Genomic DNA, 12,583 nt, shown 5'->3' on the forward strand with positions numbered 1-12,583 from the left:
TCCCATGGCCGCCGCGGCGTTGATGCCGTGGCCGACCACATCCCCGACGACCAGGGCCACCCGGGCACCGGACAACGGGATCACATCGAACCAGTCGCCCCCGACGCCGTTGTCGATGTCCGCGGGCAGATAGCGCGAAGCCGTCTCGACCGCCGCACCACCCCTCAACCGCCGCGGAAGCAGACTGCGTTGCAGAGCCAGCGCCGTGGTCTGCTCACGCGCGAACCGGCGCGCATTGTCCAACGACTGCGCAGCACGACCCACAAGCTCCTCAGCCAACAACAAATCGATCTCCTGGAACGGGACCGGATTCTCACCACGGGTGAACACCACCACGCCCAGCAGGGCACGCCGCCCGGGCACCAGAACGCGCCGCGCGAGGATGGGGACGACGATGAGCGAGTGCACGCCGTGCATGCGGAGGCTCTGTGCCAGGGCGGGGTTCTTGTCGAGCCAGGTGGCGGCGGTGTCGAGGACCGGCTCCAGTCGCGACTTCCCTGTGCCCAGTACCTCGGCGGTGGGTCCGTCGACCGGCTGGGGGACCGGTTCGCCGCGCCCCCACGGGGATTCCGCCCCGTGGCGGATCGAGGCCAGGCCCGCTCGCCGGAGCACAGGGAGGCGCCGGCCCGCCACGTCGCTCTGGATCGAGGACCCCTCGCCGAACAGTACGGACTGCTCCAGATCCACGGCGGCGAAGTCGGCGAACAGGGGCACGGCGAGGTCGGCCAGTTCCTGTCCGGTCTGCGTCACGTCAAGGGTCCTGCCGAGGCGGGTGCCGGCCTGGCCGAGGAGGCCGAGGCGCTCGCGTTCCTGCCGGCGGTCGGCCACGTTGACACTGATCATGCACGTCCCCAGCGGCAGGCCGTCGGCGCCCTGGAGACAGTGGAACGACACCTCGAACGTCTGCTCCCGGAGCAGACCCGCGGCCAGCCGCATGCGGTATTCGTGGACCTTGGCGGTGCCGCTCTGCAGCACCTGCCGCATCACGGCCTCGACCGCCTCGGCCTCGGCGCCGGGCAGCACATCGGAGATCCGGCGTCCCAGTCGCGCGTCGTGGTGAATGCCGTCATGCGTCTCCAACGCGTCGTTCACCGCGACGGACCGCAGCTGCAGGTCGCGCACGGAGATTCCGACCGGCGCGCTGGTGAGGAGTGCACCCCGCACGGCACCGTTCACCGCGCCCCCGGGAGGCGCCCCCATGTCGCTGACGGACGCGAGCCACTGCACCGTTCCACCCCGCCCGCGAAGCATCGAGATCCGCATGCTCACGTCGACCATATGGCCGTCCCGGTGCCGCACCGCCGTCACACCCGACCAGCCGTTCCGCGCCCGGCACTCCTCGACGAACGCCGACATCGCCCCGGCCTCGGCGAACGGAGGCAGCACGAGAGCCGCGGACCGTCCCACCACCTCCCCGGCGGAATACCCCACGAGCCGCTCGGCAGCCTGCGTCCACGCCACCGTCGCCCCCCGCTCGTCGAACAGAGCGAACGCCGCGTCCGACAACTCGGATGTGCTCGTGCGGCTACCGAATGTGATGCTGCTGCTGACTGTCGTCATCGATGTGCTGTCCTCGGATGACTGGGGGCGGACGGTAAGTAGCGAAGGGTGTTTTTACTCCTTCTTGGTGAAAGACCGGACCGGGCTCTGTTCTGTGACAGCGCTGCCGCGCCCTCACGCTCGCCGCCGGCGCGGTGACCAGGTGATGTCGCGTCGCTACTCTCCGGCGGGCCGCGGTCGGAGGCGGCCGGCGTCCTCGGCCCACGCCGCGGCTCACCGGCACCCCTCGGGCGCGAGCGGCATCGCGCAACGGTGGAACCGGGCGTCGCCGGTCCTGTGCCCGACGGCGAAGCTATCCGGCCGTTTGCCGACCGTGCCCATTCGGCCCCGGCGGGCGGTGCCGTCGGACGGGGCGTCGCTTCGCCTGGGCACTTTCCCAATTCCTCCGCGGGGTACCGGCCAGTGGTTGAAGAGGGGAAGTTTCCGAAACGGACGGGGTGGTTGTGCCGTTGATGCGGGGGACAGGCAAACTCGAAATCGCCAATCCGGTGCTGCAGCACTCATCCGCTTCACTCAGGAAAGGAAGAGAACCATGCGACGGAAGACCGCTCGATGGACAGCAGGCGGCGCCACCCTCGCCTTTGCGTTGCTCGGGTCGACGGCCGGCATCGCGCACGGCGAGCCCGCCTCGCTGTACGCCCCCTCAGCCCTGGTCCTGACCACGGCACATGGGGAGAGCTCGGCAACGAGTCCGGAGCGCGCGGTCACCCTCACCTGCGCACCCGGCACCACGGGCACCCATCCGTCCTCGGACGGCGCCTGCGCCGCCCTTTCCCAGGTGAAGGGCGAGTTCGGCGGCCTATCCGAGATCAGCCGCGGTCAGCCGCGCTTCTGCACCCGTGAGTACAACCCCGTCACCGTCACCGCGCAGGGCGTGTGGCAGGGCAAGAGGGTGAATTATGAGCACACCTTCGCCAACGAATGCATCAAGAACGCCGAGGGTGCAGCCGTGTTCGAATTCTGAGGGGATTCCCGGAGAAGGGTCACGGAATACCCGCATCGGGGGTGGCAGCCGCCGCCCCCGATGCCCGCCCCTGGAATTCTCCCCACTGTCGGAAATACTCTCCGCCACGACATGTCCTGGCAACTTCCGGCGGGAAAGCCGGGGTTCGGCTCCGGCCGGACCCGCCGGCGCCGCCCGGAACGCTCACGCGGGCCGGGTCTTCGACCGGCTGCACCGGCTGCCGCTCGCCGCACGCAACGCGGCCGGCGGTGGCCAGCGATGGGGCAGGCGGCCTCCGGCCCACTCGTGGCGGATGCCCGCGGAGGATCCACCAGGTACGGCAGCCGACAGATCCCGGTTCAGATACGCGGAGGGCCGGTCCTTCCCGTACCAGTCCGGCAACTCCAGGCGTCCGGTGGCACCGTCGAGGGCGACCACGAGGTCGTGCGGCCACCATCCGACGGCAAGAAGGTCGTGCTGGTGGCCCCGGCCCGTGAGCGTGCCGGAGCCGGTGCTCGCGAAGGTGTCGGGGTGGGCCTGCCCCATGGTGCGCAGCGGCTCGTGACCGACGCCGAACAGCGTGCCACCGAGGGGCAGTCCGGCCTCGGTGAGCAGCCGCCGGGTCGGCTCGTGGGTGAGCTGCTCCGTCAACTCCTCCGGCTGGTAGCGGCGCACCCGGCCGTCGCCGTCGAGCCGCGAGAGGTCCCGTACGAGGTCCGGGCCGAAGACGTAGGCCGCACCGTCCGCCGAGGCGGTACGCGAGGGCCGGGGTGCGCCGGGGGAGCGCACGGTGTGCCGTGGGCGATCAGGGTGTCGGCCGACACCCCCATGAGGCGACGGCCCGTCTGACGTCTGACGCCTGACGGCGAAAGGGCGTTGGGGTACGGGAGCGAGCAGCGTCGCGGAGTCGGGCACTGTCCCGGGGCCGGCCTATCCGCCCGCGCCGCTCCGCTCGGAACTGGGACCGGGCCAAGGGGAGTCGTGGCCGTCCTCGTCGTCCCGGTCGATGCCATCCTCCCGGTCGTCCTCGTCCTCCGCGCCCACCCCGTCGTCCTCGTGGTCCTCCGGGAGTCCGTCCCATGCCTCGCGGTGTTCGTGGCTCACACCCACCCGGCGCTCGCTCTCGGGGTCCAGCGCGGCGAGCGCCGGATGCGGAGCCTCCGTGGCACAGCACCGGCGCACGGCCCCCACCGGCCGGGCCGCGTTCTCGCCCATTCCTGCTCACGCTCGCGGAGCGCCGAGACCCGGCACATCCACCCCAACTGGGCGATGAGAGCGAGGAAGACCGCCGTCGCGGCCACGACCTGTCCGGCGCCGGTCGGGGCCGTCGTCGTCAGTGCGATGCCGCAGAACGCCCACTGTGCCACCATCACCGCGACACCGGTGCAGCCGAGCACGGCAGCTCCCGCACCGTCGCCCCAGTGCTTCGGCGCCTCCGGCGGGTGCGGCAACCGGGCGTGGCAGTCGCCCCAGAGCGCCTGCCTGGCCTCTTCGTAGACCATGTCCTGTCTCAGGATCCAGCCGAGCGTCACGGGAGCGCCTTCCCTGCGCACGGCGTCCAGCAGGGCATCGGGTGCGGGGTGTCCCGCCCGGCGGTGCGGATCGAGTCCCGCGTCGTTCAGCCGGACGAAGCCGCGCCGGTCGATGCGTACCAGTCCGTCGAGCAGGAGCCGGGCAGCTGCCGCCCCGGTCTCGTCCGCCCGGAACACGGCGGCGTCGTACGGGTCGAGGACCAGCGCGTCGCAGTGCGCCCGGTCCGCCCGGTGGCGCTCGGTGTCCGCCTGCCGGCGCCGACGTGATCGCCATGCGAGCAGCGCGAGATGCCCGCACAAGAGCACGGTGACGGGCAGCGCCACGGCGGCGAGGGCGATCGGGTTCACGCCGCGAGCGTACGACCGGGGCGTTCGCCGCGGCACCGGCTTCTCGCCGCCCGGCCCGCCGGAGTGCGGTGACCGCCATCCGCCCACGGCATGTGCGTGCGGTGGTGTGTCAGCGGCGCTGGCTACGGTGGGGCACATGATCGAGGCCGAGGACATCCGCCGTATCGCTCTGTCGCTTCCCGGGACGGTGGAGAAGGAAGCATGGAGCATGCCCACGTTCCGTGTGGCCGGGAAGATGTACATCACGATGCCCGACGATCAGACGTCGTTCGCCGTGCGCTGCCCGAAGCACGAGCGGGCCGAACTGATCGCCGCCGAGCCGGAGAAGTTCTGGGTGCCACCGCACGAGGCGAGTTCGGCCTGGGTCCGGGTACGGCTCGGTGCGCTGGAGGACCTGGTCGAACTGCGCGACATCCTCGTCGACTCCTGGAGACAGGCGGCGCCGGACCGGCTGGCGGAGGAGCACCCCGAATTGCGGCCGGGCGTGGGCACCACCGAGTGACGTGAGCGACCGAGCGGGGCGGGACACGGCCGCGGCGCCCGACCCCGACTTCGTCGGCGAGGGCATCGCCCGGGACCACCTGGACATCGCCGGTCCCGCCTCGGACCGGACGAGCAGAACCGTAGGGCTCGGGACCGGACGACCCGAACCGGAGCGCTCAGGACCGGAGCGCTCCGGTCCTGAGCGGCTCCGGCCGGAACCGCCCCGGAACCGCCCCCGGAAGCCGCCTCCGGCCGGGGCGCGCTCCCGGATCCGGAAGCCGCCGTGGAGGCCGAGGACCCCGGCCCCGGAAGAGCGCCTCCGGGTCAGGACGAGTCGCGCACGACCAGTTCGGTGGGCAGCATCACGTGCTGCCGCGCCGCGCCCGGATCGGCGATCTCTCCGAGCAGGAGCCGGGCGATGGTGGAGCCGATCTCCTCCACCGGCTGGCGCACACTCGTCATCGAGGGATGGGCGTAGCGGGCGATGTACGAGTCGTCGAAACCGACGACCGCGACGTCCTCCGGCACGCGCCTGCCCTGCCGCCGCAGCTCCAGCATGGCTCCGGCCGCCATGACGTCCGATGCCGCGAACACGGCGTCGAGGTCGGGGGCGCGTTCGAGAAGCGAACGCATTGCGAGCATCCCGCCCTCCTCCGTGAAGTCGGCCGTCGCGATCAGACGCCCGTCCGGCGCGATGTCCGCCTCGCCGAGGGCGTCCCGCCATCCCTGCAGCCGGCTGCGGGACACGTCCATGTCGAGCGGCCCCGTGATGGTGGCGATCCGCCTCCGGCCGCGGGAGATGAGATGGCGCCCCGCTTCCTTCCCGCCCCCCAGATTGTCCGAGCACGCATGGCTCAGTGACTCCGAGGGGGAGCGGCGGCCCGCCAGGACCGTCGGCAGGCCCAGGTTCTCCAGGATGCCGGGCAGGGGGTCGTCCTCGTGGACCGAGACCAGGAGCACGCCGTCCACCCTGCGCTCCGCGACGGAGTCGGTGAGCTGGTCGCGCTCGCCCCTGTCGCGGACGAGCACCAGCTGGAGCTGCGTCCTCGTCGCCGTGAGCACGGTGCTCACGCCCCGGATCACGGCCGAGAAGTACGGCTCCGAGCCGAGCCGGCTCTCGGACTCCGGGATCACCAGCGCGACGGAATTGGTACGCCGCGTGACCAGCCCCCGGGCGACGGAGTTCGGCACGTAGTTCAGCTCGGCTATGGCCGCGAGCACGGCGGCCCTCGCCTCGTCGCTGACGAGCGTCGAACCGTTGATGACCCTTGAAACCGTCGTCCGGCCCACGCCGGCCCGTGCGGCCACGGTCTTGATGGTCGGCCGCTGCTGTGCCCCCATGTCCCTCTCCTCGTCCGACCGGCGGCTGCGCGCCGTTCGCCAGCGCATTGTGCCAGACCCCCGGACCCGTGGACCGGTGTGCGCGAGTGGCCCCGCGACATCTTCCGGCAACGAATTGGATTCAAGTTCTTGACACAAGCCTCGTTCAACGGTCAATCTTCCGGCATCTGGTGGGAACGTTCCCACCTCGCTTGGGAACGTTCCCATTCTCTGCTCGGGTCAGTCGGCAGGACGGCTGGCCCGTACTCGGTGCGTCGGCGCCGCCGCCTGGGAGGACACAACACATGAAGAGCACCCGGAAGCTGTTCCGTACGAGAGGCACCGCCGTCATATCGGCAGTGGCGGCTCTCGGTCTCCTCTCCGCATGCGGCGGCGGTGACACCGGCGGGACGGGCGGAGGTGTCAAGGACGGCAAGACCACGATCACCATGGGGCTGTTCGGTGTCATGGGATTCAAGGAGACGGGTCTCCTTGATGAGTACATGAAGCAGAACCCGAACGTGCGGATCGAAGCCGAGATCGCGGGCGACGAGCAGACCTACTACACGGCCCTGCAGAATCACCTGGCGGCCGGAAGCGGCCTGAAGGACATCCAGGGCATCGAGATCGGACGCGCCAAGGAACTCGTCGACAAGCAGGCCGACAAGTTCGTCGACCTGTCCAAGGTGTCCGGCACCGACCACTTCCTGCCGTGGAAGCTGAGCCAGGTCACCGGCAAGGACGGCAAGGTCATCGGCCTCGGCACGGACATCGGCCCCATGGCCGTCTGCTACCGCAAGGACCTCTTCGAGCAGGCCGGTCTGCCGACCGACCGCGAGCAGGTCGCCAAGCTGTGGGACGGCGACTGGGCGAAGTTCGTCGCCGCCGGCAAGGACTTCAAGGCCGGGTCCAAGGACGGCAAGGTCGCCTTCATGGACAGCGCCAGCGGTCTGTTCAACGCCATGATCTACGGGAACTCCGAGCAGTTCTACGACAAGGGCGGGAAGCTGATCTACAAGGACAGCCCCGTCGTCAAGGAGGCCTGGAACCTGGCCTCCCAGGCCGCCACCACGGGCCTGACCGCGAAGCTGCGGCAGTTCCAGCCCGGCTGGGACCCGGGCCTCGCGAACAGCACCTTCGCCACCACGGTGTGCCCGGCGTGGATGCTCGCGCACATCAGTGAGAAGGCGGGCCCGCAGAACAAGGGCAAGTGGGACGTCGCCAAGGCCCCCAAGGGCGCCAACTGGGGCGGTTCGTTCCTCGGCGTCATGGAGAAGAGCCCCGTCAAGGAAGAGGCCAAGAAGCTCGTCGCCTGGCTGACGGCCCCCGAGCAGCAGGCCCGCCTCTTCGAGAAGCTCGGCAACTTCCCGTCCTCGCAGAAGGCGCTCGAGGCGCCCCAGGTGGCGAACGCGAAGTCCGACTACTTCAGCGGTGCCCCCATCGGCCAGATCTTCGGCGCCGCCGCGCAGGAGATCCCCGACGAGCAGGTGCTGGGCCGCAAGGACGGAACGATCAAGGACATCTTCTCGCAGGGTCTGAGCCTCATCGAGTCCCAGAACCAGAGCCCCGAGAAGGCCTGGAAGACCACCGACGAGCGCATCGAGAAGGCCGTCGGCTGACGTCCCCCGACGCCCCGGCGGCCACACCGCGCACGACCGCGTGCGCCACGGCCGCCGGGGCACGCCCAGCCCGCCCACGTTCCACGTAAGGATCCCTGGTGGCCACTCAGACCTCGACTGCGGCGGCCGGTGGACAGCCCGCCGAAGAGCCGGCCGGCCCTGTCCGACCCGCCCGCGGGCGCCGGCAGCGACGACCGGACGGCCGGCGGAGCACACTGCTCCACCGCCTGGACGTGCGCGGGGCGCCCTACGCCTTCATCGTCCCCTTCTTCGCCGTCTTCGCCGCCTTCAGCTTCTACCCGCTCATCTACACGGCCTGGATCTCGCTGCACCGCGTCGAGCTTTCCTCCTTGGACCTCATGGAGTGGGTGGCCTTCGACAACTACGCCGCCCTGTTGCAGGACGAGCGCTTCTGGAACGCCCTGTCCAACACCATCACGATCGGTGTGCTCTCCACCGTGCCGCAGCTGCTCATGGCGCTCGGACTGGCGCACCTCCTGAACTACCGGCTTCGCGGATCGACGTTCTTCCGGGTGGCCGCACTGACGCCGTACGCGACGTCGGTAGGTGCCGCGGCGCTGGTCTTCACGATGCTCTTCGAGCGCGACTTCGGCATGATCAACTGGACGCTGAGCCTGGTCGGCGTCGACAACGTCGACTGGGAGGGCAACAAGTGGGCGGCCCAGATCGCGATCTCCACGATCGTCATCTGGCGCTGGACCGGCTACAACGCCCTGCTGTACCTCGCCGCGATGCAGGCGATCCCGCGCGACCGCTACGAAGCGGCCGCGATCGACGGGGCCTCGCGCTGGCAGCAGTTCCTGAAGGTCACCATCCCGGGCATCCGGCCCACGATCATCTTCACGATCGTGCTCTCGACGATCGGCTCCACGCAGCTCTTCGGCGAGCCCCTGATCTTCGGCCAGGGACCGAACGGCATCACCGGCGGAGCGGACAACCAGTACCAGACCCTCGGACTGCTGCTGTACGAGGAGGGCTGGAAGAACTACCAGATGGGCCGGGCGGCCACGGTGGCCTGGGCGATGTTCCTGCTGCTCATCCTCGTCTTCGCCCTCCAGCGTCTGCTCAAGCGGCGCTCGTCGCGCTCGTCCTGACCAGGAGATGGACACCATGACCACCGACACTCTCCAGGCCCGCCCGGACGTGCCGCAGGACTCGCCCAAGGGACGCCGCCGTCTCCGGCTGCCCGCGGCGGTCCGCGCCGGCCGCCAGCACCACGCAGGCCCCGCCACGTACGTGCTGCTCACCGTCGCGGCGGTGCTCTCGCTCTTCCCGCTGTACTGGACGATGGTGGCGGCCTCGACCGACAACACGCGCGTCACCCAGACCCCGCCGCCGTTCCTGCCCGGTCCGCATCTCTTCGAGAACCTCGGAAAGGCCTGGCAGGACGCGGCGCTGGGCAAGGCCATGGTGAACAGCCTGATCGTGGCCGGCACCATCGCCGTGTCCACCGTCCTGTTCGCCACGCTCGCCGGCTTCGCCTTCGCCAAGCTGCGCTTCAAGGGCCGCAACATCCTGCTCACGCTGGTCATCGGGACGATGATGGTGCCGCCGCAGCTCGCGGTCGTGCCCCTGTTCATGATGATGACCGAACTGGGCTGGGGCCAGAAGCTCCCCGCCGTCATCTTCCCGACACTGGTGAGCGCGGTCGGCGTCTTCTTCATGCGCCAGTACCTGGCCGACGCGCTGCCCGACGAACTCGTCGAGGCCGGCCGTGTGGACGGCGCGCACTCGCTCCGCATCTTCTGGAGCATCGTCCTGCCGGTCGCCCGGCCCGCGATGGCGGTCCTGTTCATGATCACGTTCGTGCACGCCTGGAACGACTTCTTCTGGCCGTTCATCGTGCTCGACATGAGCAACCCGACGGTCCCCGTCGCCCTCACCCAACTCAGCGCAGGCTATGTCCGCGACCAGTCGCTGATCATGGCCGGCGCCCTGCTCGGCACCCTCCCCCTGCTGGCGATGTTCGTCGTCTTCGGCCGTCAGATCGTCGGCGGCATCATGCAGGGAGCGGTCAAGGGATAGCGCACCGCAGCACCCTGTGCCACTCCTCTCCCCAACTACGCGTCACCCGTCGACCGCACTTCCGGAAGGACCCTCGTGGTAATCGCAGCAGGGCACGTCGTGCCCCAAGCCGAGGCCCCCGCCGCACTCACGTTCCCCTCGTCGTTCACCTGGGGCACCGCCACCGCCGCCTACCAGATCGAGGGCGCCGCCACCCTGGACGGGCGCACCCCCTCCATCTGGGACACCTACTCCCGCACTCCGGGCAGGGTCCGCAACGGCGACACCGGCGACGTCGCGACCGACCACTACCACCGCTGGCGCGAGGACGTCGCGATCATGGCGGACCTCGGCGTGGGCGCGTACCGCTTCTCCCTCGCCTGGCCCCGCATCCAGCCGACCGGCCGCGGCCCGAGCGTGCAGAAGGGACTGGACTTCTACCGCAGGCTCACGGACGAACTGCTGGAGAAGAACATCCAGCCCGTGGCGACCCTCTACCACTGGGACCTGCCGCAGGAGCTCGAGGACGCGGGCGGCTGGCCCGAGCGCGCGACCGCGGAGCGCTTCGCCGAGTACGCGGGTCTGGCGGCCGAGGCGCTCGGCGACCGGGTGCGGACCTGGATCACGCTCAACGAGCCCTGGTGCAGCGCCTTCCTGGGCTACGCCTCCGGGGTGCACGCGCCCGGGCGCACCGACCCCGTGGCCGCTCTGCGCGCGGCGCACCACCTCAACCTCGGCCACGGCAAGGCGGTCCAGGCGCTCCGCGCGAACCTCCCGGCCGACGCGCAGGTCTCCGTCACCCTCAACATCCACCATGTGAGGCCGCGTTCCGGTGCGGAGGAGGACGTCGACGCCGCGCGCCGGATCGACGCCCTCGCCAATCGCGTCTTCACCGGACCGATGCTCCAGGGCGCGTACCCGGAGGACCTGCTGCGGGACACCGCGTCCCTGACGGACTGGTCCTTCGTCAAGGACGGCGACCTCGAGGAGATCGCGCAGCCGCTCGACTTCCTGGGCGTCAACTACTACACCCCGACCCTCGTTTCGGGGGGTGCCGCCGAGACGAGCCACGGGTCGGACGGCCACGGCAACAGCGCACACAGCCCCTGGCCGGGCGCGGACGGCGTGTCCTTCCACCTGCCTCCGGGCTCGACCACGGCGATGGGCTGGGCCGTCGACCCCACCGGCCTGTACGACCTGCTCGTGCGGCTCAAGGACGACTTCCCCAGGCTGCCCCTCATGATCACCGAGAACGGCGCCGCCTTCGACGACTACGTGAACCCGGAGGGCGAGGTGAACGATCCCGACCGGATCGCCTACCTCCAGGGCCACCTCGCGGCCGTGCACCGTGCGATCGAGGCGGGCGCCGACGTCCGCGGCTACTTCCTGTGGTCCCTGCTCGACAACTTCGAATGGGGCTACGGGTACAGCAAGCGCTTCGGCGCGGTCTACGTCGACTACCCCACCGGCAAGCGCATCCCCAAGGCCAGCGCCCGCTGGTACGGCGGCGTCGCACGCACGGGCCTGCTGCCCGCGCCGGACTCCGACCAGGGCTGAACGACGGCCGATGGGCCGGCGAGCGGTGTGGCACCGCGCTCGCCGGCCCATCGGCCGTTCCCTCCGTGCCGGCCGCACCGTCCCCGGGTCCGGGGACGCCAGAGCACGGCCGGCCCAACGCCGGCCGTGCTCCCGTGCGTTCACTCGCCGGGGTAGCGGACTCCGACGAGTGCGCGGACCTTGTCGAGCGTGCTCATGATGTCCAGGCTGCCCCGGAGCGGAACCAGCGCGGACTCGGTCCGCTTCTCCCGCAGGCACCTCATGACTTCCAGGGCCTGGTGGGCGTAGCCGTTGCCCTGCTGCGGCTCCGCCTCGACGACCTGCGGCTCGCGCCCGTCGCGGTGGAGCACGAACCTCCGGGGGTTGTAGAAGTCCGCCGGGAACTCGACGCGGCCCGCGGTGCCGTACACGACGGCCCCGGTCGCGCTGCCGAACGCGAGAGAGCAGGACAGTACGGCGACGGCCCCGCTGTCGTACCCCAGCACCATCGCGGTGGTCTCGTCCACACCGCTGTCGTTCAGGTGCGCCCAGGCCGAGACGTGGTCCGGAGCGCCGAGGAAGTGATGGGCGAACGAGACCGGATACGTGCCGAGGTCGAGCAGTGCGCCGCCGCCGGCGGCGGGGTCGCGCAGCCTGCTTCCGGGGACTTCCGGGACCCGCGCGGAGAAGTCGGCGTGCACGGAGGTGACGTCGCCGATCAGTCCGTCGCCGATCAGCTCCCGGGCGCGCCGGACCAGCGGGTTGACGAAGGTCCACATGCCCTCCATCAGGAAGAGCGAGCGGTCCTCCGCGGTGGCGATCATCGACGCGGTCTGGGAGCGGTTGAGCGCGAACGGCTTCTCGCACAGCACGGCCTTGCCGCCTTCGAGGCAGACGGTGGCGGCGGCGAGATGGTGGGCGTGCGGTGTGGCGACGTAGACGACGTCGACGTCCGGATCGTCCGCGAGGTCCTGCCAGTCGCCGTACGCGCGGGGGATCGAGAACCGGTCGGTGAAGACCTGCGCGGCCTGCCGGGAACGGGAGCCGACGGCGACGACGTCCGCTCCGGGAATCGTGCGGAGGTCCTCGGTGAAGGCCGCGGCCATCGGGCCGGTCGCGAGGATTCCCCAGCGTATGGAGCGGTCGTGCACGTGCGTTCCTCCTGTGGCGGCGGGTGGGAACGTTCCCACCCGCCGGCAAGGCTCACGCGCGGCGCC

12 protein-coding genes are annotated in these 12,583 nt (G+C 70.5%); 6 read left to right on the forward strand and 6 right to left on the reverse strand.

The annotated features are described in order from the left end of the window. A partial coding sequence (locus tag BLT82_RS25860) for a SpoIIE family protein phosphatase (protein ID WP_143041537.1) occupies positions 1–1,560 on the reverse strand: 1,560 nt, incomplete at its 3' end. A gap of 532 nt (positions 1,561–2,092) precedes the next feature. Between BLT82_RS25860 and BLT82_RS25865 the strand changes: the two genes are divergently transcribed. Further along, positions 2,093–2,524 (forward strand): subtilase-type protease inhibitor, encoded by a 432-nt coding sequence (locus BLT82_RS25865; protein WP_093658973.1) that lies wholly within the window; start codon positions 2,093–2,095, stop codon positions 2,522–2,524. Between the two features lie 183 nt (positions 2,525–2,707). On the opposite strand, the gene BLT82_RS25870 is transcribed toward BLT82_RS25865, so the two are convergent. The 3 genes from BLT82_RS25870 to BLT82_RS25880 all read right to left on the reverse strand — a co-directional run bounded on the left by BLT82_RS25870 (position 2,708) and on the right by BLT82_RS25880 (position 4,383). Beyond that, positions 2,708–3,292, reverse strand: coding sequence for an SUKH-4 family immunity protein (locus BLT82_RS25870; RefSeq protein ID WP_167746086.1), 585 nt, complete (start codon positions 3,290–3,292; stop codon positions 2,708–2,710). 141 nt (positions 3,293–3,433) lie between these two features. Further along, a complete protein-coding gene (locus BLT82_RS37280; protein WP_167746087.1) occupies positions 3,434–3,607 on the reverse strand; it encodes a hypothetical protein in 174 nt (57 codons plus the stop codon). Continuing rightward, a complete protein-coding gene (locus BLT82_RS25880; RefSeq protein WP_093658979.1) occupies positions 3,604–4,383 on the reverse strand; it encodes a hypothetical protein in 780 nt (259 codons plus the stop codon). The genes BLT82_RS37280 and BLT82_RS25880 overlap by 4 nt, the downstream gene beginning before the upstream one ends. 136 nt (positions 4,384–4,519) lie before the next feature. On the opposite strand from BLT82_RS25880, the gene BLT82_RS25885 reads away from it, so the two are divergent. Further along, entirely contained in the window at positions 4,520–4,885 is a 366-nt protein-coding gene (locus BLT82_RS25885; protein ID WP_093658981.1) for an MmcQ/YjbR family DNA-binding protein, read from the forward strand. Between the two features lie 305 nt (positions 4,886–5,190). Here BLT82_RS25885 and BLT82_RS25890 read toward each other — a convergent pair whose 3' ends face one another. Then, a complete protein-coding gene (locus tag BLT82_RS25890) occupies positions 5,191–6,207 on the reverse strand; it encodes a LacI family DNA-binding transcriptional regulator (RefSeq protein ID WP_093658983.1) in 1,017 nt (338 codons plus the stop codon). Between the two features lie 284 nt (positions 6,208–6,491). On the opposite strand from BLT82_RS25890, the gene BLT82_RS25895 reads away from it, so the two are divergent. From BLT82_RS25895 to BLT82_RS25910, 4 genes are all read left to right on the forward strand, one after another. Beyond that, on the forward strand, positions 6,492–7,805 hold the full coding sequence (locus BLT82_RS25895) for an ABC transporter substrate-binding protein (RefSeq protein ID WP_093658985.1): 1,314 nt from the start codon (positions 6,492–6,494) through the stop codon (positions 7,803–7,805). A gap of 98 nt (positions 7,806–7,903) precedes the next feature. Further along, entirely contained in the window at positions 7,904–8,920 is a 1,017-nt protein-coding gene (locus BLT82_RS25900) for a carbohydrate ABC transporter permease (protein ID WP_093658988.1), read from the forward strand. Between the two features lie 16 nt (positions 8,921–8,936). After that, complete coding sequence (locus BLT82_RS25905; RefSeq protein WP_093659208.1) at positions 8,937–9,851, forward strand: carbohydrate ABC transporter permease; 915 nt, start codon at positions 8,937–8,939, stop codon at positions 9,849–9,851. A gap of 75 nt (positions 9,852–9,926) precedes the next feature. After that, positions 9,927–11,387: a GH1 family beta-glucosidase gene (locus tag BLT82_RS25910; RefSeq protein WP_404205281.1), complete on the forward strand. Its 1,461-nt coding sequence runs from the start codon at positions 9,927–9,929 to the stop codon at positions 11,385–11,387. A 140-nt stretch (positions 11,388–11,527) separates the two neighbouring features. Here BLT82_RS25910 and BLT82_RS25915 read toward each other — a convergent pair whose 3' ends face one another. Continuing rightward, on the reverse strand, positions 11,528–12,517 hold the full coding sequence (locus BLT82_RS25915) for a Gfo/Idh/MocA family protein (protein ID WP_093658992.1): 990 nt from the start codon (positions 12,515–12,517) through the stop codon (positions 11,528–11,530). Between the last annotated feature and the right edge of the window lie 66 nt (positions 12,518–12,583).

The sequence above is a fragment of the Streptomyces wuyuanensis genome (assembly GCF_900103455.1).
In the GTDB taxonomy this organism is placed as follows: domain Bacteria; phylum Actinomycetota; class Actinomycetes; order Streptomycetales; family Streptomycetaceae; genus Streptomyces; species Streptomyces wuyuanensis.